This window comes from Streptomyces alboniger (assembly GCF_008704395.1).
Taxonomy (GTDB): Bacteria; Actinomycetota; Actinomycetes; order Streptomycetales; family Streptomycetaceae; genus Streptomyces; species Streptomyces alboniger.
Map to the genome: position 1 here is coordinate 7,703,694 of NZ_CP023695.1, position 24,692 is coordinate 7,728,385.

Annotated in this window: 12 protein-coding genes; 8 read left to right on the forward strand and 4 right to left on the reverse strand. The window is 73.5% G+C overall.

What is annotated here, in order from left to right; translation table 11 throughout:
- Positions 1–36 precede the first annotated feature (36 nt).
- Genes CP975_RS33735 through CP975_RS33750 form a run of 4 tightly spaced genes read right to left on the reverse strand, consistent with a single transcriptional unit; the run spans position 37 to position 11,685 of the window.
- A complete protein-coding gene (locus tag CP975_RS33735) occupies positions 37–1,269 on the reverse strand; it encodes a cytochrome P450 (RefSeq protein WP_055532811.1) in 1,233 nt (410 codons plus the stop codon).
- The gene (locus tag CP975_RS33740) at positions 1,259–1,468 is read right to left on the reverse strand and encodes an MbtH family protein (protein ID WP_055532809.1); all 210 of its coding nucleotides are present in this window, start codon (positions 1,466–1,468) and stop codon (positions 1,259–1,261) included. Before CP975_RS33740 ends, CP975_RS33735 begins: the two co-directional genes overlap by 11 nt.
- A 42-nt stretch (positions 1,469–1,510) precedes the next feature.
- Positions 1,511–8,533: an amino acid adenylation domain-containing protein gene (locus tag CP975_RS33745; protein ID WP_055532807.1), complete on the reverse strand. Its 7,023-nt coding sequence runs from the start codon at positions 8,531–8,533 to the stop codon at positions 1,511–1,513.
- Positions 8,534–8,553: 20 nt separating this feature from the next.
- Positions 8,554–11,685 (reverse strand): non-ribosomal peptide synthetase, encoded by a 3,132-nt coding sequence (locus CP975_RS33750; RefSeq protein ID WP_167532778.1) that lies wholly within the window; start codon positions 11,683–11,685, stop codon positions 8,554–8,556.
- A gap of 308 nt (positions 11,686–11,993) precedes the next feature.
- Between CP975_RS33750 and CP975_RS33755 the strand changes: the two genes are divergently transcribed.
- The 8 genes from CP975_RS33755 (at position 11,994) to CP975_RS33790 (ending at position 24,689) form a co-directional block, all read left to right on the forward strand.
- Positions 11,994–12,299: a hypothetical protein gene (locus CP975_RS33755; RefSeq protein ID WP_150477688.1), complete on the forward strand. Its 306-nt coding sequence runs from the start codon at positions 11,994–11,996 to the stop codon at positions 12,297–12,299.
- Positions 12,300–12,302: 3 nt separating this feature from the next.
- Complete coding sequence (locus CP975_RS36110) at positions 12,303–15,380, forward strand: non-ribosomal peptide synthetase (RefSeq protein ID WP_150477689.1); 3,078 nt, start codon at positions 12,303–12,305, stop codon at positions 15,378–15,380.
- An 87-nt stretch (positions 15,381–15,467) separates the two neighbouring features.
- The gene (locus tag CP975_RS33765; RefSeq protein ID WP_150477690.1) at positions 15,468–18,494 is read left to right on the forward strand and encodes a type I polyketide synthase; all 3,027 of its coding nucleotides are present in this window, start codon (positions 15,468–15,470) and stop codon (positions 18,492–18,494) included.
- A complete protein-coding gene (locus CP975_RS33770; protein ID WP_150477691.1) occupies positions 18,491–19,612 on the forward strand; it encodes a MupA/Atu3671 family FMN-dependent luciferase-like monooxygenase in 1,122 nt (373 codons plus the stop codon). The genes CP975_RS33765 and CP975_RS33770 overlap by 4 nt, the downstream gene beginning before the upstream one ends.
- Positions 19,609–21,420, forward strand: coding sequence for a condensation domain-containing protein (locus CP975_RS33775; RefSeq protein WP_150477692.1), 1,812 nt, complete (start codon positions 19,609–19,611; stop codon positions 21,418–21,420). The genes CP975_RS33770 and CP975_RS33775 overlap by 4 nt, the downstream gene beginning before the upstream one ends.
- Complete coding sequence (locus CP975_RS33780; protein WP_150477693.1) at positions 21,417–22,712, forward strand: MFS transporter; 1,296 nt, start codon at positions 21,417–21,419, stop codon at positions 22,710–22,712. Before CP975_RS33775 ends, CP975_RS33780 begins: the two co-directional genes overlap by 4 nt.
- Entirely contained in the window at positions 22,705–24,003 is a 1,299-nt protein-coding gene (locus tag CP975_RS33785; protein WP_150477694.1) for a condensation domain-containing protein, read from the forward strand. Before CP975_RS33780 ends, CP975_RS33785 begins: the two co-directional genes overlap by 8 nt.
- On the forward strand, positions 24,000–24,689 hold the full coding sequence (locus CP975_RS33790) for a thioesterase II family protein (protein ID WP_150477695.1): 690 nt from the start codon (positions 24,000–24,002) through the stop codon (positions 24,687–24,689). The genes CP975_RS33785 and CP975_RS33790 overlap by 4 nt, the downstream gene beginning before the upstream one ends.
- Positions 24,690–24,692: the final 3 nt, after the last annotated feature.

Sequence of the window (24,692 nt, forward strand, 5' to 3'; positions counted from 1 at the left end):
CGGGTGGCACCGTGGCGTGCCACCCGCCCCGGCTCGTCACGCACCCGCCGAACATCGCACCGGGAGCCGGCTGACACCCGTCAGAAAGCTGGAGGTGATCCGCTCGACCGGCCCGGCCGGCTCCAGTTCACCGACCTGACGGCGCAACTCCTCCAGCATGACCCGCAGTTCCACCCGGGCCAGCGGTCCCCCCAGACAGAAGTGCGGGCCGTGGCCGAGGGTCAGGTGCCGGTTCGGGCTGCGGGAGATGTCGAAGCGGTAGGGCTCCTCGAAGATCTCCGCGTCCCGGTTCGCCGAGATGTTCCACAGCGTCACGATGCTGCCGGCGGTGATCCGCCGGTCCCTCAGCTCGATGTCCACCGTGGCGGTACGGCCGACGTGCGTCACCGGAGTCGTCCAGCGCAGCACCTCCTCCACCGCGGGATCGAGCAGCCCCTCGTCCTGGCGCAGCCGCTCCCACTGCTCCGGGTTCTCCATCAGCGCCAGCGCCGCGCCCGCGGACGACAGCCGTGTCGTCTCGTCGCCGCCGATGATGATGTTGTAGCAGTTCAGCAGTACCTCGGCGTCGCTGAGCCGGACACCGTCGGCCTCCTCGGTGGCGAGCAGGCTCACGATGTCCTCCCCGGGCGCCTTGCGGCGACCGGGAAGCAGTCCGGCGTAGTAGAGCAGGATCTCGTGCTGGGCCCGCGCGGCCTCTTCCCTGGATTCCCGCGAGCCCTCCGCGCCCAGCGCGGCCATGGTCATCTCCAGCATCGCGGCGCGGTCCGCGGGCGGCACGTCGAGCAGTTCGCAGATCGCGATGAGCGGGATCTGCGCCGCGACATCGGCGACGAAGTCACCCCCGCCCGCCTCCACCAGGGCCCCCACCAGGCCGCGGGTGGCGATCCGCACGCTGTCCACGACCGGGGCCATGGCCCGGGCCGAGAACGCGCCCATCAGCATGCGGCGCACGGCGGTGTGCCGGGGCGGATCGGTGACCACCAGCATCTGGCCGCCCGCGGAGTCCCCGCCGGTGAGCAGGGTGCCGAGCATGTTGCCCTGCTCCGAACCGAGCCGCGCGGTGTCCCGGTAGACCGCGGCGATGTCACGGTAGCGCGTGACCGCCCAGAACCCCGGGCCGCCGTCTCCGGTCTCGCACCGAACGACCGGGTGCTTCTCCCGCAGTTCGCGCCAGGTGTCGCAGGTGTCCGGGTCCGGATGCACGGCCGGGTCGATCATGTGGAAGGGAATCGTGGGCCCGCCGACGGGGCCGGTGGGGTCAGCGGTCATGCGAGGCCCCGATCAGGTCGTCCGCCCAGGCTCCTTCGATCAGCTCCAGGCAGTCCGAGCGGTCGGCAGGCCCGTACGCGACCGACCACCCGGCCGGCACGTCCGCCGCGGCGGGCCACAACGAGTACTCGTGCCGGTCGTTGACCAGAGCGAGGAAGCTGCCCACGGTGTCGGCCGGGGTCTCGAAGGGACTTCTCACAGGTGCCTCCAGACAGGTCGGGCAGAATGCCGGCGGGGCCGCTCACGCGGTGTGGTCCGGGCCGTCCAGGCGCCGGGCGAGCACGGCGGCGATGTCGGCCAGGGGGCCGGGGGCGAGCATGTCACCGTGCCGGCAGGCGATCGGATGACTCTCGATCCGTCCGCTCGTGTACGGCGCCCAGTCGCCCGGCCCCTCGGGATCCGGCGCCTTGCCCTCCATCGCCTCGAAGAACAGCACGTCCACGTCGACGGGCCGGGAGTCGTGCCGCCGCTGCGCGTTGACGTTGTTGGTGAACACCTCGGCCACCGAGGCCAGCTGACCGCTCGACAGCGTGCCGAGCGGGCTGCCGTGCTCCGTCAGGACGCGCAGGGCCGCCGCCGGGTCGAGCGGCGGCGCGCCGTCCGGGTGCCGGATCCCGAGTGAGTGCAGCACCTCCGCGAGGGCCTCGGGCTGGTCGTAGTCGACCGGACGGGCGTCCGGCCGCCGGGGATAGGAGTCGAGCAGCGCCAGCAGAGCGACCTCCTCGCCTTCGGCGCGCAGCAGCCGGGCCGCCTCGTGGGCGAGGATGCCGCCCATGGACCAGCCCAACAGGTGGTAAGGGCCCTGGGGTTGGACGGAGCGCAGCTGCGCCACATGGTCCCTGGCCATCGCGGTCAGGTCCGGGATCAGGGCGGCGGGGTCGTCCAGGCCACGGGACTGGAGGCCGTAGACCGGGCGATCGGCGTCCAGGTGGCGGAGCAGCCCCGAGTACACCCAGCCGAGCCCGACGCCGGGGTGGAAGCAGAACAGCGGCTCCCGGCCGCCGTGCGGCCGCAGCGGGATCAGTACGTCCAGCGCACCGCCCGGGTCGACCTCCGGCGCCGGACCGTCGAGGAGGGCGGCCAGACCGGCGACGGTCGGGACACGGAACAGGGTGTCGATGCCGAACCGGGCCCCGAAACGGGAGCGCAGCAGCCCCAGCAGCCGGAAGGCGAGGAGCGAGTGACCGCCGAGGTCGAAGAAGCTGTCGTGCGCACCGAGCCGGCCGTCCGGGCCGTCCGTGCCCAGGACCTCGCCGAAGAGTGTGGCCAGCTCCTTCTCCAGGGCGGTGCCGGGCGGGCGCTCCTCGCGGCCCGCCGCGCGGCCGGGGTCCGGCGCGGGCAGCGCCCGCCGGTCCAGCTTGCCGTTGGGGGTGCGGGGCAGGGCCGGCAGGGTGACGACCATCGGCACCATGTGCCGGGGCAGTGTGCCCTCGACGTGGCGGCGCAGCGCGGGGCCGTCGGTCGCGGCTCCGGGTTCGAGGACGACGTAGCCGACCAGCCTCCGGTCACCGGGACGGTCCTCGCGGACCGCGACGGCCGCCTGGGCGACGTGGGGGTGGCGGACGAGCACCGCCTCCACCTCGCCCAGCTCGATCCGGAAGCCGTTGATCTTGACTTGGTCGTCCAGCCGTCCGAGGAACTCCAGGTTGCCGTCCGGCAACCAGCGCACGAGGTCCCCCGTGCGGTACATCCGGGCTCCCGGCTCGCCGTACGGGTCGGCGACGAAGCGCTCCGCGGTGAGCGAGGGCCGGCCGAGGTAGCCGGCGGCGAGGCCCGGGCCGCCCAGGTACAGCTCGCCCGGCACGGCCACGGGCACCGGGCACAGTCCCTGGTCGAGAACGTAGGCGCGGGTGTTCCAGGACGGGCGGCCCACCGGGGGTGCCTGGTCGAAGGGGCCGTCGCCGAGCCAACCGGTGGCGTAGACGGGAGCCTCGCTGGGGCCGTAGATGTTGGCGACGCGTGCCCCGGGGAACGCCGCCGCGATCTCGTTCGCCACCGCGGCGCCCAGCTGTTCGCCGGCCAGCACCACCGTACCCGCGGTGACCGCCGGGTCCAGGCGCCGGATCAGATCGGCGAAGACCGAGGGCACCCCGCTGACCAGGGCGGGCGCGGTGACCGGGCCGGCCGCCAGGGTCTCCTCCTCCGCCAGCGCGAGCAGGTCCCGGTGGATCCGGACGGTGCCGCCCGTGGCGAGCGGGCCGAAGATCTCGAAGACGGAGACGTCGAAGCTGACCGAGGTGGTGGCCTGGACCTGGGTGAGCCCCTCCGTGCCGAGGAAGCCGGCCAGCCAGGCCAGCAGGTCGGCCATGTTGGCGTGAGAGACGACCACGCCTTTGGGCATCCCGGTGGACCCGGACGTGTAGATGATGTAGGCCGGGTCGGCCGGGCGCAGCGGGCGCGGACGCTCGGCGTCGGTGACATCGCCGTCGGGCCGGCCGGCCCTGTCGGTCGCGGGCTCGTCCAGGACGAGCCGCGGGACGTCGGCCGCGGGCAGGGCACGGTCCGTCCCGGCATCGGTCACCAGGAGCGTCGGCCGGGCGTCCGTCAGCAGCAGGGCGATCCGCTCCCGCGGGTACCGCGGGTCGACGGGCAGATAGGCGGCGCCGGTCTTCAGTACCGCCACCAGGGCCACGAGCAGCTCGGCGGAGCGGGGCAGGGCGAGCGCGACGACGCGGCCGGGGCCGGCGCCACGGGCGAGCAGTTCCCGGGCCAGTCGGTTGGCGCGGGAGTTCAGCTCCGCGTAGCCGAGCGTGGCGCTGCCGTCGACGACGGCGGGTGCGTGCGGCCGCTCCCGCGCCCGGTCCTCCAACAGCGCCGGGAAGAGACGGTTGCCGTCCCGGGGGACGGGATCGCCGTGCCACCGGTCGAGGCGGCGCAGCTCCGCCTCGGAGAGCAGCACGGTGTGTTCGTACCGGTCCCCGGGAGCGGTGGCCAGCGCGGTGAGCGTCCGCCGGTAGTAGCCGCCGATCTCGGCCACCTGCTCGTCGGTGAACCGGTCGGCGTCGTAGCGCAGATGCAGTCGTACCGCGGCCGAGGCGAGGTCCTGGGAGAACTCGGCGCCGAACGGGATGCTGGTGTTGGTGACGCGCCGCTCGTCGAGCACCTCCAGCTCGGCCGCCCGGTCCAGGACCGACCGGTAGACGTGGAAGCGGGTGAAGTTGAAGAACGCTTCGAACAGTTCCCGGCCGCCGACGGCCCGCTTGATCTCCGGCATGGGGAAGCGGCGGTGCGGCTGTACGGCGATGTCGGTGCGGTGGACGGCGGTCACCAGGTCGTCCCAGGTGCCTCCGGTCAGCTGGGTACGGAAAGGAAGGGTGTTGAGGAACATGCCCAGCACGCGGTCGCCGTCGCGGTCCTCGGTCCGGCCGTTGTAGACGACGCCGGTGACGACGTCCGGGCTTCCGGTGAGCAGTGAGACCACGCGCAGGTGGGCGGCGAGCAGAAGGGTACGCATGGGCACCCCGAGCCGTTCGGCGCACTCGGTCAGTGCCGACGCCTCGTGCGGCGGCAACTCCACGGGGACGATGCGCATGTCGGGCCGCCCCGTCGCGGGCCGCAGCCGGGGCAGCGCCGTGAACTCGCAGTCGGCCAGGTGCTCCGCCCAGAAGGCGCGGTGCTCCTCGTCGGCCACGGCGGCGCGTTCCTCCGCGACGAACGCGCCGAACCGGGCCGCGGGCGGTTCGGGGAACACGACCTCGGATGTTCGGGGGCCGTCGACACACCGCAGATAGCGGTCGAACAGTTCGGTGATCAGCGAGCGCTCGCTCCAGCCGTCGAGGATCGCGTGGTGCTCCGTGACCCACAGCTGGAAGGTGTGGTCGGTCAGCCGCTGCACGTGGAACCGGATCAGCGGGGCCTGCTCCCAGGAGAACGGGGTCCGCTTCTCGGCGGTGAACCGCTCGTCCAGGGCGGCTCGTCGGCCGGCCTCGTCCAGTTGGCGCAGGTCCTCGAAGGAGACCGGGGCCGTGACGCGGCGGTGCACCAGCTGGAGCGGTTCGCCGAAGCCCTCCAGGTGGAAGGAGACCCGCAGTATCTGGTGGTCGGCCACCATCGAGTCCACGGCGGTGCGCCAGGCGTCCTCGGACCAGGCGGCCCGGATGTGGTACCCGCAGACGTTGTGGTAGATCCGCTCGGCCGCGTCAAGCCCGCTGTGGTAGAGCATGCCGGCCTGCAACTGGGAGAGCGGGAAGGCGTCCTCGACGTCGGCGGGCAGCGCGGCCCGGTCCTCGGCCGTCAGCAGCGACAGCGGCCGGTACCGGGTGCCGCCGCTGCCGGGGGCGACCAGGGAGGTGTGCGGGGCCAGGTCCCGGATCGTCTGATAGCGCAGGAGGTCCTGGAGCCGGAAGTCCAGCCCTCTCTCCCGGGCCCGGCTGAGCAGACCGATGGTGCGGATCGAGTCGCCGCCCAGCAGGAAGTAGTTCTCGTCGGTGCCCACCCGCTCATGGCCGAGCACCTCGCTCCAGACCTGGACGAGGATTTCCTCCGCCCGGTTGGCCGAGGCGGTCACCGGCGCGTCGGCCGCGCGGGACGGGGCGGGCAGGCGGCGCCTGTCGACCTTGCCGTTGACGGTGAGCGGGAAGCTGTCGAGCACTACGAAGGCAGCCGGAACCATATGGGGAGGCAGCGCGTCGAGGAGGTGGTCCCGCAGCTCTGCCGCGCCCAGGCCCGCCCGCTCGGAGACGACGTGGGCCACGAGCCGCGGGCCGCCGCCCCCACCGTCGTCGACGGCCGACACCAGGGCCTCCCGGACGTCCGGATGCCCGACGAGCGCCGCCTCCACCTCTCCCGGCTCGATCCGGAAGCCCCGGATCTTCATCTGGTCGTCGGCCCGGCCGCGGTACTCCAGCTCCCCGCCGGGCAGCCGCCGAACCAGGTCGCCGGTGCGATAGGCCCGCCCGCCGGGCAGCGTGACGAAGCGGGCCGCGGTCAGCTCCGGGCGCCCGAGGTAACCACGGGCGAGTCCGGCACCTCGCACGTACAGCTCGCCGGTGACCCCGTCGGGCACGGGGCGGCCCCGGTGGTCGAGGACGTCCAGCACGAGGTCCGGGATGGCGACTCCGATGACGCTGCCGCTGCCGGTGCCCTCCTCGGCGTCCCGCGGCGAGATGGGCCGGTAGGTGACGTGGACGGTCGTCTCGGTGATGCCGTACATGTTCACCAGGCGCGGTCCGTCGGGATGCCGTGCGAACCACGGGCCCAGCGTTCGCGGCTCCAGCGCCTCGCCGCCGAACACCACGTACCTGAGGGCGGGTACGGCGACGTCCGCGCGCTCCTCCTCGCGCATCAGCACGGCGAACGCCGACGGGGTCTGGTTGAGGACGGTGACACCTTCGGCGGCCAGGAGCCGCAGGAGCGCACCGGGGTCCCGGCTGATCTCGTACGGGACGACGACGAGCCGGCCGCCGTGGGCCAGCGCACCCCACAGCTCCCACACCGAGAAGTCGAAGGCGTAGGAGTGGAACAGTGTCCAGACGTCATCGGGGCCGAACCCGAACCAGTGCGCGGTCGAGGTGAACAGCCGGGCGACGTTGCGGTGCGGGATGAGAGTGCCCTTGGGCTCTCCCGTGGAACCCGAGGTGTGGATGACGTACGCCAGGTCGTTCGGGTGGACCCGGTGGTCCGGTGCCTCGGCCGGGTGCGCGGCGATGGCGGCCGCGTCGTTCCGGAGCGAGACCACGCTGCCGGTGAAGCCGTCCAGCCAGCCGCCCGGCCGCCCGTCGACCAGTACGTGCGTCAGCGCGGTGTCCCTCACGATGAAGGACAGCCGGGCGTCCGGGTACGCCGGGTCCAGCGGGACGTAGGCGCCGCCCGCCTTTTGAATGCCCAGGATCGCCACGACCAGCTCCGGGGACCGTTCGGCGCTCAGGCCGACCAGGACCTCGGGGCCCACGCCGAGCTGCCGCAGGTGCCGGGCGAGCCGGTTGGAGCGCCGGTCGAGCTCGGCGTAGGTCAGCTGTTCCCGGCCGTGGCGGACCGCGACGGCGTCGGGCCGCTCGGCGGCATGACGGACGAACCGGTCGAGGACGGTCTCCTCGCCCACCTCCGGCGCCGCGTCGGCCGTTTGCCCGGCGGCAGGCACCGCGAGGGTGTGCACCGGGGCGCACGGGCTGCGTACGACCTCGGTGAGGAGCTGGGCGTAGTGCCGGGCGAACTGCTCGGTCAGCCAGTCGGGCCAGGCGGCGTCGAAGCGTGCCTGCCCGTCCGGTGTGACGGTCAGCCGCAGCGCATGGGGGTGCGGCGGGGGAGTGTCCTGGCGGGTGGCGACGACTCCGTCCGGCAGCTCCCGCACGGCGGCGTGGCTTGCGCGCAACTCGAAGGCGACGGGGAGCGGCGGCTGTTCGTCCGGCCAGTCGGCCCCGGCGCCGCGAGGGGCCAGATGCCGGAGCCGTCCGAGCACGGTGCGGAAGTCCGGGTCCCCGGTCAGGTCCGCGTGGCTGGTCAGGGGAGTGGTGAACGGGCCGACGGCGGAGGCGAACGCGGTCCCGCGCTCGTCGCGGACCGTGGCGAGAAGGACGTCGTCGGTGTCCGCGTACCGGGCGACCAGCAGGGCCAGGAGGGCGGTCAGCCCGTCGTCCAGGCCGGCGCCGGCCGCCGCGCACAGGTCGCGCAGACCCGTCAGGGCCTGCGCAGGAAAGCGCAACCGATGGGTGGCGGCCCGGCCGGGAAGGATGCCGGGAAGCCGCGGTGGTGCGGGGTCCTCGGCGTCCGGGGCCGCGGCGACGGAGCCGTCCGCGGCGGTCGCGGCGTACTCGGTGAACTGCGGTGCGGGCGAGGCGGGCAGGTGTACGGCCCCCGGCCCTTCCTGAGCCTGCCACGCGGCCAGGAGGTCGTCGAGGAGGAGGTCGAGCGAGCGTTCGTCGGCGACCATACGATGCAGGGACAGCGTCAGCCTGAGACCGGTGTGGCCGTTCGGTTCCACAGCGGCCCGCAGCAGCGGTCCCCGCTCCGGGTCGAAGGCGGCGTCCGGCTGCTCCCACAACGACGGCGGCTCGCTGTGCACCGACTGCACCAGCGTGGTGCCCTCGAAGGTGAAGCGGGTGCGCAGTGCGTCGTGGCGCCGTACGCACGCGGCCACGGCGGACCGCAGCCGCGTGGTGTCGGTGGTGCCCTCGAAGGTGACGGTCAACCGCAGCTCGTGATCTGTGTGATCCGGTGTCAGCTCGTGGGCGACGTAGAGCTGCTGCTGGTGCGGTGTGGCCGCGACGGCGGTCCGCGGCAGGGCGGCCGTCGGTGCCTGCGCATGGCCCGCCTGATGGGTGCTCACTGATCATCGACCCTTCGTCGTCACGGGTGTCGCTGCTGGGATCGTTCGGTCCGTCGGCGCCATTGGCCGAGGGCCCTGGCCCGGGAGGCGCCCCGGGCGGGCGCCTGGGCGGGGCGGGTGTCCGGGGTGTCCGCGCCGCCCGTCGGGGCGTCGAGCCACCGGGCCAGGCCGCGGACGGTGGTGCGACGGAAGAGTTCGGCGGCGGTCAGCTCCGGATACCGCTCTGCCAGCAGAACGAGCACCCGCAGGAGTCCGGCGGAAGTGCCGCCTAGGTCGAAGAAGGTGGTGTCCAGGTCGGCGACCGGAACACCGAGGACGCGTTCCCAGGCCAGGCGAACGGCGTCGAGGGCCCGCCCGGCGGGCTCCGCGTCCGGCGGACCGGGCCGGGACGGCATCGCCCGCGCCACCCAGCCGCCCGCGGTGGCCCGGTCCAGCTTGCCGTTGGGCAGCTGGGGCAGTTCCCCGACGAGCAGCCACACGGCGGGCACCATCGCCGGCACCAGAGAGGCGGCCGCGTGCCGCCGTATCTCCTCCGCCTGCCCGGGTGGCGCGGGCACCGGCACGCAGGGGTCCGGGCCACCGCTCGCGGGAACGAGACACGCGGTGACCGTGGCGCCGTCGGAGGCGACGGTGACGAGGGCGTCGCGGACTGCCGGATGGGCCCTCAGCACGCTCTCGATCTCGGCGAGTTCGATCCGTTGCCCGAGGATCTTCACCTGTCCGTCGGCACGGCCGAGGAACCGCAGGCCGTGCTCGGGGTCGAGAACCGCGAGGTCGCCGGTGTCGTATGCGGGGCGGCCGTCGTACTCCCGGAACCGGTCGGCGGTGAGGTCGGGCCGCCGCCAGTAGCCGGAGCCGACGCCCGCGCCGAGCACCAGCAGCCGGCCCGGCAGGCCGGGCGGCAGCGGCCGGTCGTGGGGATCGACCACCAGGCACTCCTCGCCCCCCAGAGGGTGGCCGATGTGCACGGGTACGTGCGGCCGTACCCGCCAGACGGTCGACCACACCGTCGTCTCGGTCGGGCCGTAGCAGTTGAGCACCTCGCCCGGGACCAGTGAGTCCAGCCGGTCGGCCAGGTCGCGCGGGAGTTGTTCACCGCCTACCAGCAGGGTGCCGAGCCGGCCCAGCAGACGGCGCCCGTTCGGGTCGTCGGTGAGGATCCGCGCCACCGTGGGGGTGCACTGGTAGAGGGCACCCGTGGGTACGTCCTCCCCGGCGACCTCGCGGTGCCCGGTCAGCAGGACGGCGCGGCCTGCGGTGAGCGGCCAGAACAGCTCCAGCGCGCTGATGTCGAAGGAGACGCTGGTGGCCGCGACGGTGACCGCGGGTGGGCCGGACAACTCCCGGTCGAAGGCGGTGAAGAGCGCGGACAGGTTCTCGTGGCGGACGATCACGCCCTTGGGCCTGCCGGTCGACCCTGACGTGTAGATGACGTAGGCGGGGTCCTCGGGACGGATCCGCGGCCATCGCTCGGGCACCGGGGCCGCCGCGTCCGGTGCGAGGACCACCGTTCCCGCCGCCCCGGTGCCGGGCACCGGTGTGCCGATGATCGCGGACGGCTGGGCGTCCTCGATCATCAGCCGGAGCCGGCCGACGGGGTAGTCGGGGTCGAGCGGCACATAGGCGGCGCCCGCCCGCCAGACCGCGAGCAGTGCCACCAGCAGATCGGGGGTGCGCGCCAGCCGCACGGCCACCCGGTCGCCGGGACGTACCCCCGCCTCGATCAGGGCGGCGGCCAATTTCCCTACCCGGTGGTCCAGTTCGGCGTAGCCGACCTGTGCGCCGCCGTACACCAACGCGGTCGCCCCGGGGGAGCGCCGGGCGTGCTCGGCGACGTGGTCGGGTACGGCCCGGGGGGCCTGCGGGTGCGGTTCCGCGCAGGCCGTCGTCCCCGCTCCCGGGCGGCCCTCGCCGGTCAGCCGCAGCCGGGTGAGCGGGACGGCCGGTTCGGTGGTGAGGGCGCCGAGGGCGCGTAGCAGGTGCTCGGTGAACGATTCGGCGGCGCTCGTGGGTAGGTGGGAGCGGTCGTACTCGACGTTCAGACCGGCGCCGCCGTCGGGGGCCCGGTGCAGGGTCACGGCGAGCGGGTACTCGCCCGCCGTCACGGAAGGTGGGGTGAGCCGCCAGACGAGGCCGGTCGCGGTGACCTGGGCGGGCGCGGACGCCTGGGTGCAGATGATGCCGGTCAGGGGTTTGCGTTCCGGGCTGCGCTCGGCCCGGCTCACCCGCAGGATGTCCTCCACCGGCAGCTCGGCGTGGTCCAGGGCGTCGAAGAGGGCGTCGGCGGCGAGGTCGGACACGGACGAGGTGTCGGCCCCGGCCAGCCGGAGGCGGACCGGCAGGGTGTTCTGGAGACAGCCGATGACGTCCTGGTCGGCCTTGGTGCGGGTGGTGGCGACGGTGGCGAGCACGACGTCGTCGCTGCCGCTGTACCACCCGGCCACCACCCCTACGGCGGCGAGGAGTTGGGCGAACACGGTCGCCCCCGTCGCCCGGGCGCGCCGGTGCAGTGCCGCGCTCAGCTCCGCCGGGAGGGGCAGGCTCACCGTGGCATGGCCGGGCGGTTCGGCGGACGCGATCCGTGGCAGCGCGGTGTGCGCGGGGCAGTTGTCGAGTTCCCGGGACCAGAAGGCCTCCAGTGCCGCCACGCGGTCGGCGGCCGGTGCCGGTCTGCGGTCGTCGGCCTTCCGCGGCGGTGTGCCGGCGTAGGCGTCGGCGAGCAGCCGCAGCAGGACGGCGGCCGACTCCTCGTCGAACACCGCGTGATGGATCCCCACCAGGCAGTGGGCGCCGTCGCCGGTGACGACGACACGGATCCGGCACAGCGGTCCCTGTCCGTGGGCGAACGGGGCACCGGTCTCGGCGATACGCGCCCTCAGCGCCGTCTCGTCCGAGGACCGTTCGGTCGCGATGTCGACCTCGGCGGCGGTGTGCAGGCGCCGCAACAGGCCGTCGGCAGTGGGGTGCAGGGACGTCCGCAGCGCCGGCTGCGCGGCGACGACCGACCGGACGGCCGCCGTCAAGCGGTCGGGGTCGACCGGTCCGTCGACGCGGATGTGGTGGAGAAGGGTCGCCCGGCCGCCCTGTTGGTCGAGCAGGAAGAAACGCGTCTGTTCGGCACTGGCCGGACCGCTCGCATTCTGTAATTCCATGTCGTCAGACATTTTGAGAGCCCCCCGCCTCTAATCCGCGTGACGAATTAATGGAGTCACCCTAGGAAGATCTGTTTTCCAGTGTCAAGGAAGAAGATCGATGAACCGTTCCCGGGGCGCACCGGCGAATTTGCGTGCGTAATGGGACATTGAGAGTGTGACGCGCGTCACGTTGATCATTGATGGGTGGCTCTGTAGCGTGACCCCAGCATTCAACCTGTAGGTCCTTGAGATCATGGGCAGTTGGGACGGCGACCCGGTGACGGGCGCCCGGTCGGCCCGGAAAAACTTTCCGTCACCGTACGCGTGTGGCGAAGAATTCGGACCAATGGAATTCGGGGGACTATTCAGTGGAATCGAATTTGCATCCACCCGGCGCCTCCGCCAGTGCGGCCGCGGCCCTGGCGGAGAGCCTTTGGACCGAGATTCTGGGCCCTGACGCCGATACCGGCACCGGATTTCTGGAGAACGGCGGCGATTCATTCCGCGCGGTCCTGCTGACCACCCGTCTGTACGAACTGACGGGGAGTGAGATCGAGTACCTCGACGTGCTCGAGGCGGACGGGGCCGAGGCGATTGCCCGTCTGCTCACCACCGACACCCCGGGGAGCTGACCCATGGGCTGGGAACTGGCGCCCAACCAGATCGACCTCTACACCGCCGACCAGGCCACCGACGACCCCGCCACGTATCTCGTGAACGCGGTCTACCGGCTGACCGGCCCCGTCGACCCCGACCGCCTCGCCCGGCGCCTGGAGCGGCTCTCCGCCGCCCACCCCGTGCTCGCCGCCAGGGTCGTCCAGGACGGAACCTCCTGGTTACTGGAGGAGGCGCCCGACCGCCCGCGACTGCTGTGCGTCACGCTCGACACCGACCCGGACGGCACAGCGGCCCGCCAACGGGTGCACGACGAACTGCGGATCCCGCTGGACCTGGCCGAGGGCCCGCTGCTGCGGGCCGTCCTGCTCCAGTACCGGCCGGACACCGCCGACCTCCTGCTCATAGCGCACCACTTGGTCGTCGACGGGTACTCCCTGGCACTCATCGCCCGTCGGCTGCTGACCGACGAGCCCAGCGTGTCCGGTCCCGCCTTCGCCGACTGGGCCGCGACCGCCCGCGACCGGCAGAGCGCCCTTACCGCCGACGCGGCCGCGATCCGTGCCGAACTCGCCGCCGCGGACAGCGCGCCCTCCCTCGACTGGGCCACGCCGGACAGCCCCCCGCCCGAGGACGAGCCGACCGGCGGAGTCGCCGAGGCCCTCATCCCCGCCGCGCTGCACGAGGGCATCCGGCGGCTGAGCGCCGACCTCGGCGTCACGGCCCACTCGGTGGTACTGGCCGCCGCGGGGTTCGTCATCGGCCGCAACTCCGGCTGCTCCCGGCCGGTCGTCGGTACCACCGTCTCCCGCCGCCCGGCCGCCCACGCCACCACGGTCGGGTACTTCAACACCACCACACCTGTACCCGTCGGCCTCGACGACGCGACCGCCGTGTCGGACTTCCTGCGCGCCGTGCACCGGCGCGGAGTACGGGCGTACCGAGAGGCAGATGTGCCTCTGTCCGCCGTCTGGCCCTCCTCCCGCGGCGCCACACCACAGGTGGTGCTGTCCGCCATCGACGCCCTGCCGCACCTGTCCGACGGCGAGCTGACCGCCGTACCGCAGCAGGACCAGGGACTCGGCACGGCCCACTTCCCGCTCACGGTCGGCCTCTACCAGCAGCCCGACCGGCAGGGCGGGATCCGGATGCTGCTGCGGCACCAGCGCGCCCTGGTCGACGACTCGGCCGCCGCCCTCTTCTTCCGGCAACTGCTCCACGTACTCAGCGAGTTCACGCGGACGCCGGAACGCCTGCTGGGCGCCGTGGACACTCTGCCCGGCCCCGAGGTCCTCGCCGGGCTCGACACCGGGCGCGGCGCGCGGCTCGACGTACCCGCCCGCACCCTCACCGAGCTGTTCGAACAACAGGCCGCCACCGTCGCCGACAGCATCGCCGTCGTCTGCGGCGAGGACCGCCTCACCTACCGCGAACTCGACGCGCGTTCCAGGGCCCTGGCCCTCGCGCTCGGCGAGGCCGGGGTACGGCCCGGCGACCGGGTCGGCGTCTGCCTGGACCGCGGCACCGGCCAGGTGGCAGCCGTCCTCGCCGTGCTGCGTGCCGGAGCGGCCTACGTGCCCCTCGACCCGGACTATCCGCCGCAGCGGCTCGCCTTCGTCGTCGAGGACACCGGCCTGCGCACCGTCGTCACCCAGGAAGGACTGCTGTCCGGCATGCAGGGGCTGCGCGTGGTCCCGGTGGACGCCCAGCCCGAGGAATTGGACCGGCCGCTGCCCTCCGTGGCCCCCGACACCACGGCCTACGTGATCCACACCTCGGGATCCACGGGCCGGCCCAAGGGCGTCCTCGTCAGCCACCGCAACGTGGTCGCGCTGCTCGCCGCCACACAGCAGGAGTACGCACCCGGACCGGACGACGTCTGGTCGTACTTCCACTCCCTGGCCTTCGACTTCTCCGTCTGGGAGATCTGGGGCTGCCTGCTGAGCGGCGGCCGGCTCGTCGTCGTCCCCTACGACGTCTCACGCGACGCCGAGGCGTTCCACGCCCTGCTGCGCGCTGAGCGCGTGACCGTCCTCAACCAGACGCCGTCCGCGTTCGCCCAACTCGTCAACACCCGCGCCTTCCAGGACGGCGGCCTCGCGGTACGGCTGCTCATCTTCGGCGGCGAGGCCCTGGACCGCGGCATCCTGCTGCCCTGGATGGACCGCTACCCCGAGGACGTCTGCCGCGCCGTCAACATGTACGGGATCACGGAGACCACCGTCTTCTGCACCTGGCACACCGTCGACCGCGCCGAGGCGCGGCGCGGCAGCCGCTCCATCGGACGGCCCCTCCCCGGCTGGGACATCCACCTCCTGGACGGTCGCGGCCGCCCGGTCCCCCCGGGCGTGCCCGGCGAGATCTACGTCGGCGGGGCCGGCGTCACCCAGGGATACCTGGACCGGCCGGAGCTGAACGCCGAGCGGTTCCTGGACGGCCTGCCGGTCCTGCCGGGCCGGCGCCTCTACCGCAGCGGCGACCTGGGCCGCTTCCTGCCCGACGGCCGGCTGGAGTACCTGGGCCGGCTCGACGAGCAGGTCAAGATCCGCGGACACCGCATCGAGCCCGGCGAGATCCGGCACTCCCTGCTGGAGGACCCGCGCGTGCGGGCCGCCGCCTGCGTGGTGCGCACCCCCGGCGGACCGGACACCGCACGCGTGGACGCGTATGTCGTCACCGACCATCCGGACGCGCTCGACGACATCCGCCACCAGCTCGCCGACCGGCTGCCCGGCCATGCGATGCCCGCCACCCTCACCCCGGTGCCCGAACTGCCCCTGACCCCGAACGGCAAGCTGGACACCGCCCGGCTGCCCGAACCCGCGCCGCCCGCGCCCCCCGCCGGCCGGGACGCGCGACCGGCGGAAGCCGACGGCCCCTGGGCGGCCATGGCCGCGACCTGGCAGGAGGTCCTCGGTGTGCCCGTCGGCGCCGACGACAACTTCTTCGACCTCGGCGGCACATCGGTGCAGGCGGTCCTGCTCATCAGCGCCCTGCGCGAGGCCGACTTCCCCGACGTCCGCCTGCGGGACGTCTTCCGCAACTCCACCCCCCGGCGGCTGGCCGCCGCGCTCGACCAGGGCACGGCGCGGTCATGACCCGACGAGTCCGGCCCGGGGGAACGGACCGTCCCCGACCGGTGATTCGTCCCTGCCCTGGTCGACCGCACCTGAAGGAGCATCGGCATGACTGAGTCGGACCGTCCGGACAACGCCGTGGCCGTCGTCGGACTGGCGCTGCGGGTCCCCGGGGCGTCGGACCCCGGCACCTTCTGGGCGAACATCGTCGCGGGCCGGGTCAGTCTGCCCGCCGCCCGCGAGGACCGCGCGGACCCGGTGGACGGGCCGCTGGTCGCGGGGCAGATCGACCGCTACGAGCGGTTCGACGCCGAACTGTTCGGCATGACACACGCCCAGGCGGCGACCACCGACCCCCAGCACCGCGTGCTCACCGAACTGACATGGGAGGCCCTGGAGGACGCCGGGCTCGACACCGAGCGGGACGACGGCCGGGTCGGTGTCTTCGTCGGCTGCGGACCCGACGACTACCTGCACCACCACGTGCTGCGCGACGACCGCGTGGTGCGCACCCAGGGCACCGAGCAGATCCTGTTCGGCAACTCCCGCGACTACCTCGCCACGGCCCTGTCGTACCGGCTCGGCCTGACCGGCCCCAGCATGACGGTGCAGACGGCGTGCTCCACCTCCCTGGTCGCCGTCCACCAGGCCGTGCGCAGCCTGCTGACCTACGAGTGCGACATCGCCGTCGCGGGTGGCGTGACCGTCTTCCCCGTCGAGCGGCCCGAGTACCGGTGGTCCGAAGGCGGCATCTACGCACCGGACGGCCGCTGTCGCGCCTTCACCCGGGGCAGCGGCGGAACCGTTCCCTCCGGCGGGGCCGGCGTGGTGGTGCTGCGGCGATCCGCCGATCTGCCGCAGCGGGGCCGGACCGCGCGGGCGCACATCGTGGGCAGCGCCGTCAACAACGACGGCGCCGACCGGATGGCCATGTCCGCGCCGAGCCCGCGCGGGCAGGCCGAGGTGATCCGCGAGGCCCTGGAGGTCGCCGGACTCGCCGCCGAGGACATCGGCTACGTGGAGGCGCACGGCACCGGCACCGTCCTGGGCGACCAGGTCGAACTGGCCGCGCTCGCCGAGGTGTACGGCGCCGCGACGCCGGGCTGCGCGATCGGCGCGGTCAAGCCGAACGTCGGCCACACGGACACCGCCGCCGGAGTGGTGGGGCTGATCAAGACGGTGCTGGCCCTCCAGCAGGACACCGTGCCGCCGGTCCCCGCCCAGCCGGGCGACGGCCCCGACGCCGAGTTGGGCGCGGCCAGGTTCTTCATCCCCCGCCAGGCCCGGCCGTGGAGCACGACGGTGCCGCGTCGCGCCGCCGTCAGCTCCTTCGGGCTCGGCGGCACCAACGCGCACGTGATCCTCGCCCCCGATGCCGACGGGCCCGTCGCCGAGGGACCCGGCGCGGCCGGTGGGCCGGAAGCCTCCGACGAGCCGCGCGTGGCCGTGGTGACGGCCGCCACGCCCCAGGCCCTGCGCGACCGCGCCCTGGACCTCGCCACCTGGCTGGACGGCCCCGGAGCGGACACCGGCCTCGGCGACGTCCTCGGCACCCTCTGGCACGGGCGGCGCCACCTGGCGCACCGGACGGCGATCGCCCTGCCCCCGGATCCCGAACAGGCACACGCGGCACTGCGAAAGGGCCTGCGGGAGGTGGCCGAGGGCGCGGACCTGCCCCCCGCCCGGCCCGAGCCCGCCGTCGCCGTCCTGCTTCCCGGGCAGGGCGTGCGGCTGTCGGCGGCCGACGCACCCGCCGACCGGGATCCGGCGTTCGCGGCCGACCTGACCCGATTGCAGGACGCCGTGCTGCGCGCGGGCGGACCCGACCTGCGGGACTTCAGGACCTGGGACGGCGACGACCCCCGGCTGCTGGACACCGCGGTCGTACAGCCGCTGCTGTTCACCCTCGGGCTGGCCCACCTGTGGTGGCTGGAGCGCCGGGGCATACGACCCGACACCCTCCTCGGACACAGCATCGGCGAGCTGACCGCCGCCGCGTACGCCGGGGTGTTCGACGTCGAGGACGCCGCGGCGGCCGTGGTCCGGCGCGGGGCGCTGATGGGCGAGGCCCCGCCCGGAGCCATGCTCGCCGTGCCGCTCGACGAGGCGGCCGCACGAGCGATCACCGCCGGGCTCCCCGCCGACCTGTGCGGTGTCAACGGCCCCGACGCCGTCGTCCTCGGCGGCGATCCCGACACGGTCGCCGAAATCGAACGGCGATGCGCCGAGCGCGGGCTCGCCACCACCCGGCTCGCCACCTCCCACGCCTTCCACACACGCTCGATGGAACAGGCCGCCGCCCGTTTCGAGGAGTTCCTGCGCGCGCTGCCGCTGTCCGCACCGCGCACCAAAGTGATCTCCAACGTCTCCGGTGCGGAACTGACGCCCGAACAGGCCACCGACCCCGGCTACTGGGCGGCCCAGCTCCGCGCGACGGTACGACTGGCCGACGGAGTCCGCACCCTGCTCGCCGGGCCCTGCGACGTGGTCGTCGGGGTAGGCGGCAGCCGCTCGCTGACCAACCCGGTGCGCCGCGCGGCCCGTGACCTGGGCACGGCACGGCCGCCCCGGATCGTCGACATGCTCGGCGGCACCGGCCAGGACGTGACACTCGCCCGGCACACCGCCCTGGCCCAGCTGTGGGCGGCCGGCTGCGCCGTCGACCTCGCGCCGCCCCGCCCGGACCGGATCGCCCCACTGCCGCGGTACCCCTTCGCGGACACCCGCCACTGGATCGACGCGCCCGACACCCCGTCCGACAACGCGGGCGACACCCCGCCCGGCGCCCAGGAGACCGACCCTCCCGCCCCCGGCAACACTCCGGCCGTCCCCGCCGCGCAGCCGGCCCCCGAGGCGAGCGAGATCGCCACCGTGATCACCGAGATCTGGCAGGACGCCTTCGGCGGCGCACCCCTCGCCCCCGAGGACAACTTCTTCACCCTCGGCGGCAGCTCGCTCCAGGCCGCTCAGCTCATCAGCGTCATCAACGACACGCTGCTCCTCGCCCTGGTGCTCGGGGACCTGTACGAGCACTCCGACCTGGCCGCGTTCATCCACCGGGCCGAGGAACTCGCCGGCGAACGCGACGACGAGGAACTCCTACGGCTGCTGAACGAGATCGAGGAAGTGCCGTGACCGACCTGTCCAGCCGCCTGGCCGCCCTCACCCCCGAACAGCGCAAGCTCCTCGGGCGCAGGCTCCAGCACCGCACGGCCCGTGAACCCGCCGGGGCCACGGCCGCCGGCCCGCCCGAGCGGCAGAGCCTCTACTTCTTCGCGAGCGCCGACGCCGTCCCCGCACCGGAGTACTACCGCTTCGTCCTCGACGCGGCACGCCAGGCCGACGCCGCCGGACTGCACGCAGTCTGGCTGCCGGAGCGCCACTTCGTGGACTTCGGCGGGCACTCGCCCAACCCGGCCGTCCTCGCGGCAGCCGTCGCCGTGCAGACCGAACAGGTGCAGATCCGGGCCGGCAGCGTCGCCGCCCCCCTGCACCACCCGGCGCGCATCGCCGAGGACTGGTCCGTCGTCGACAACCTCAGCGGCGGCCGGGCCGGCATCTCCTTCGCCAGCGGCTGGCATCCCGACGACTTCGTCCTCGCCCGCACCGACTACGCACAGCGGCGCGAGACCACGATGGGGATCATCGACCAGGTGCGGTCCCACTGGCGGGGCGAGAAAGTGAGCCACCCCACCACCGCGGGCGGCACCGCCGCCGTCCGCACCGGCCCCGCCCCCGTACGACGCGACCTGCCCGTCTGGCTCACCTCGGCGGGCAACTCCGCCACCTTCGCCTCGGCCGCCCGCGCCGGGATCGGCGTGATGACCGCACTGCTCGGCCAGACGATGCCGCAGTTGCGGGAGAACATCGCCCACTACCGCGAGGAGTGGCGCCGCGCCGGCCACCCCGGGGACGGCGACGTGGTGGTCATGGTGCACGCCTACGTCAGCGAACGCACCGATCTGGAGGACTTCCTGCGCCCCGCGATGCACGGCTATCTGAGGGCGTACCGGAGCCAGACCACCGCGCCCGGCGAAGACGAGACGCTGCTGCTGGAGAGCGCCTACCTCAACTACCTCGCCGGTCCCTCCCTGCTGGGACCGGCCGCCAAGGCGGCCGCCGTCCTCGGGCAGCTGCGGGAGGCGGGCGCCGACGAGGTCGGCTTCCTGGTCGACTTCGGCCTGCCCACCGCCGACGTGCTGGCCGCGCTGCCCGCCCTGTTCGCCTGTGTCCCCGCGGAGTGTGACCGATGACCGCAGCCGCCGACAAAGCCGCCCTCACGGCCCGGCTCGCGGGCCTCAGCCCGCAGCAACGGGCCGCTCTGGCGGCGCGGTTGTCCCGCAAGCGCCAAGGGCCGCCGCCACTCGTGCCGCGGACCGGGCCGCGCGACACCGCGCCCCTGGGCATGGACCAGGAACGCCTGTGGATCCTCGACCAGCTCTACCCCGGCACCGTCACCTACACCCTCGGCTTCGGACTGCGCTTCGTCGGGGAGTTCCACCGCGACGCGTTCGACGAGGCCGTCGCCACCGTGGTGCGCCGGCACGAACTGCTGCGCAGCACCGTCGAGGTGGACGGCGCGCAGCCACGGCTGCGCCTGCACCCGGACCGCGGCGCGGACCTCACCTTCGCCGACCTGTCGCGAGGTCCGGCCGAGGAGAAGGAGCTGCGCCGCAAAGAGTTCGTACGGCAACAGGTGCGGCGCCCCTTCGACCTGTCCCGGGATCCGGTGCTGCGCATCGGCGTGGCCGACCTCGGTGGCGGCGACCACCAGGTCGTCCAGACCATGCCGCACTCCTTCACCGACCAGTGGTCGTACGTGCGGCTCAACCGCGAGCTGCTGGAGGCCTACCAGGCCCGCCTGGAGGGCCGGGAGCCCGAACTGCCGGACCTTCCCGTGCAGTTCGGCGACTACGCGCACTGGCAGCGCGCCTACTTCGAGACCGAGTACGGCGAACGCCACCGCGCGTTCTGGCGCGACTACCTCGCGGACGTACCGGACGTGCCCCTGCTGCCGTACGACCACCCGGTCGAGACCGAGGACCGGCTCGGCCGCCAGCACAACTTCGTACTGGACAAGGGCACCGCCGCCGCGTTCATCAGCCGTGCCAAGGCCGCCCGCAGCACCGTCGCCAACGCCATGGCGGCCGCGTACGCGGCCCTGCTGTACGAGGAGAGCGGCGAGCGGGACATCCTGGTCGGGGTGCCCAGCGTGACCCGCGGCCAGGCCGCGGTGCAGGATCTGGTCGGCTTCCTGCTCACCAATGTGCCGCTGCGGATCCAGCTGCCCGAGAACCCCACCCCGAACGACTTCCTGGCCGCCACCCAGGCGGCGGGCGCGGCCGTCGCGGCCCACCACGAGACGCCGTTCGGCGAGATCGTCCGAGCCGCCGCCCCCGAGCGGACCGCACACGGCTACCCGCTGCTGCGCACCATGCTGGTCCACCTGGACCTGGCCGAGACGGTCTCCTACGAGGTGCCCGGCGCCACCGTCTACGCCAACGCCGTACCCGAGGGCATCTCCTCGATGGACGTCACCGTCGCCTGGTGGCACCTCGGCGACCTGGTCTACGGCCGGTTCGAGTACCGCACCGCCCTGTTCGAGCCGGAGACCGTAGACCGGCTGGCCCGGCGGCTGCTGCAACTGGTCGAGCTCTTCGCCACCGCCCCGGACACCCCGCTCGAGAGCCCCGCCGCCCGGGCCCGTGACGCCGTCGCCGCCGCCTGGCGCGAGGCACTCGACCGGGACAACGCCGGAGCGGACGACGCCTTCGTCGCGAGCGGAGGCACCCCGCTGCTCTCCGCCCGGCTGGCCCGGCTGCTGCGCGGGGCGGGCTTCGACGCCGGACCCCGGGACATCGCGCCCGGCACCACGCTCGCCGAACTGACCACACAGCTCCTGGCGCGCGGCAACCCACTGCGGCAGGACACCCCACCGGACACCGCGGTACCTGGTCTGGTCGGGGTCTCGGAGGCTTACCTGGAGCGCCTCTTCGCCGACGCGAGCGGCGCCCCGGTCCGTGACGTCCTGCCCCCCACCCGCCAGGAGGACACCCCATGACCACTGCCGCGGAACCCGGACGAGCGGTGCCACACCGTCGGCCGCTGTTCGTACTGCTGCTGGCGCACTACCTCTCGTCGTTCGGCAACGCCATCACGGTCATCACCATCCCGCTGTACGTCCTCCACAGCACCGGCAGCTCCGTCTCCACCGGACTGGCCGGCTTCGCCAACACCCTTCCGCTGATCTTCGCGGGAGCCGTCGGCGGGGTCTGGATAGACCGCGTCGGCGGCAAACGGATGAGCGTGCTGAGCGATGTCGTCGCGGGCGTCTCCATCGGACTCGTCCCGCTGCTCGACAACACGGTGGGACTGCCGCTGCCCGTCCTGATGGGACTGCTCTTCGGCCGCAGCCTGGGCTCCACGCCGACGGGCGCCGCACGCCAGAGCCTGATCAAGCCGCTCGCCGAGCGGGGCGGGATCCGGCTGGCGACCGCCAACTCCTGGATGCAGGGCGCTCCGCGCCTCGGCCTGCTGGTCGGCGCACCGCTGGCCGGCCTGCTGATCGCCGTGTCCGGACCGGTGACCGGCATGTACGTCGACTCCGCGTCCTTCCTTCTCTCCGCTGTCCTGGTCGCGGTCGGCGTGCCCCACAGCTCCGGCCCCGCCTCCGCCGCTCAGCACCGGGAGGGATTCCTGCGGCAGCTCGCCGAGGGCGCGAAGGTGGTCCGCGGGATACCCGTGGTCGGCGCCATGACGGCGTTCGTCTTCGTCACCAACTTCCTCGACGACGCCTTCACCCCGGTCATCCTGCCGGTCTACTCGGACCAGGTGCTCGGCAGCGGCCAGTACCTGGGCTGGCTGGTGGCCGCCTCCGGTGCCGGCGCCGTCGCCGGCACGTTCGGCTACAGCCCCCTCAGCGCCCGCTGGCTCACCAGCCACCGCTGGACCCTGCTGGGCTGCTTCCTCGTCATCGGCGCCCTGCGCCTGACCCTCACGGGCATGCCGGGCGCGGTGCTGAGCATCGTGATCTCCTTCTTGCTCGGCCTCGCGGCCGGCCCGCTCAACCCGGCGCTGTCCACGGTGATGATGGAGAAGGTCCCGGCAGCGGTCTTCGGCCGCGTCTTCGCCCTCACCTCCGCCGTCGGGATGAGCGCCGCTCCGATCGGCATCCTCGTCGCCGGCTGGTCGATCCACGGCATCGGGCTGCGCGGAACCCTCCTCTGCTTCGGCGCCTCGTACATCGTCCTGGTGCTCGTCTCGCTGCGCAGCCGCGCGCTGCGCGACATGGACGCTCCGCCGGCCCCGGCCGAGGAGTCCCCGACCGCCGACAAGGAGGCAGTCCGTGAGTGACGACGCACCGGTCCGGGTGCAGCGGGCCTCCGCGCTGGAACGGCAGTTCTGGGTCGGCGAGCAGATCGCACCGGCGACCCGGGCCAACCGGGCCCTCGCCCGGATCCGCGTCGACGGTCCGGTCGCATACGGTGCGCTCGGGGCGGCGCTGAGCGCGGTCGCCGCCCGCCACGAGGCGCTGCGCACCGCCTTCGTGGTCGAGCGGGGGGAGTTGGTGCGCAAAGTGCTCCCTCCCCGCGACATCCCGCCCCTGCTGCACCTCCCCGCGAGAACCGGCAGCCACGCCGCGACCGCCGCCCTGCTGGCGGACGACTTCCTGGACCTCGGCGCGGGACGGTTGTTCCGGGCCGCCGTGGCACCCGACGACACGGGCGCCACGCTCTACCTGGCGGTGCATCACATCGCCTTCGACGGGATGTCCCAGGAGATCTTCGCCGCCGACCTGGCGCGCGCCTACGACCTGGCCCTCACGGGCGAGGACCCCGTACTGCCCGTCCGCGAACGGGCGGAGCCCGCCACCCTGGCCCCCGCCCAGCGCGCCGAACTCGCCACCCACTGGCGGACGATGCTCGACGAGGCGGCCGACCTGCCCCTCCCGGGATCCGCCGACGGCCCCGGCCCCAGCCAGCGGGAGCTTGCCCAGGCCGAGCTGACGGAGGACAGCCGCGAATTGCCGGCCGGCACCTGGCAGGCGGTGCGTACCCGGGCCCGGCTCAGCGGCTGCTCGCCGTACGCGGTGCTGCTGGCGGCTTTCGGCCGGGCGCTGGCCGACCTCACCGGCGGCGCCGGTTTCTGCGTCGGAACGCCGGTGGCCGCACGCACGCCCGGCCAGAGCGACGAGATCGGCTATCTGACGAACACACTGCCCGTGCGCATGCCCGAACTGTCCGGGCCCCAAGTCGTCGAACGGGTCTGGGGAGCCCTGCGCGAGAGCGTCATCGGTTCCGCGCTGCCGTGCGACGAGATCATCCGCGCCGCCCGGACGACGCCCGGCCGGCGGATGCCCGTCTACCAGGCACTGTTCGCCTTCGAGAACTGGGAGCGGGCGGAACACACCGCGGGCCCGGTGCAGATCCGCGCCCTCCCCGTCCCACCCGTCGGCGGGCACGCGGAGATCCAGCTCCAGGTGACCGAGCTGCCCGCCGGCACCCTGCACTGCGTCGCCCAGGCCCCGCTCAGCAGCCCCTGGCAGGGCCGGTCGGCCGCCCTGCTGCATGCCTTCGACGACCAGCTCGGCCTCCTGTGCGCCGACGCCGCCACCCGATCACCCGGCCGGGAGAACACCGTATGACCACCTCAGTGATGTGCCTGCCCTACGCAGGGGCGGGCGCGGGCATCTACCGCCCCTGGCAGCTTCGGGAGTCCGCCGCGCTGCGCGCCGTACCCATCCAGGTCCCCGGCCGGGAGCGGGAGTTCGGCAAGCCGTTCTACCGTGACTTCTCCGAGGCCGCCGAGGGAACCGCACGGCGCATCCGGGAAGCCGCCGCGGACGGACAGCCGTACATCGTCTTCGGGCACAGCTTCGGCGCGCTGCTCGCCTACGAGGCCGTCCGGCACCTGGCCGACACCGGGGGCTCGCTGCCCCGGCACCTGGTGGTCAGCGGCTCCGCCAGCCCCTCCCACCGGCAGGCCGAGCGGCTCGACGGTGACGACGAGGAGGTCGTCGCGCGGGTCAGGGCCATCGCGTGCAGGGACATGCCGGAGTACGCCGACCCCCGGCTGCGGGACATCCTGCTGCCGATCATGAGGGCGGACGTGAACCTGCTGGCCGATTACACGCCGCCCGCCCGCGATCCGCTGCCCGTCCCGATCACCGCGATCCGCGGCGACCAGGACCACCTGGTGCCCGAGAACGAGTGGCTGGACTGGGGGGCCTTCACCTCCGCCGGCTTCGACACCGTCGAGTTCGCCGGGGACCACATGTACGTGACGGACTGGTGGCCGGAGTTGTGGAAGACGCTGGAGCAACTGGTGTGAGCT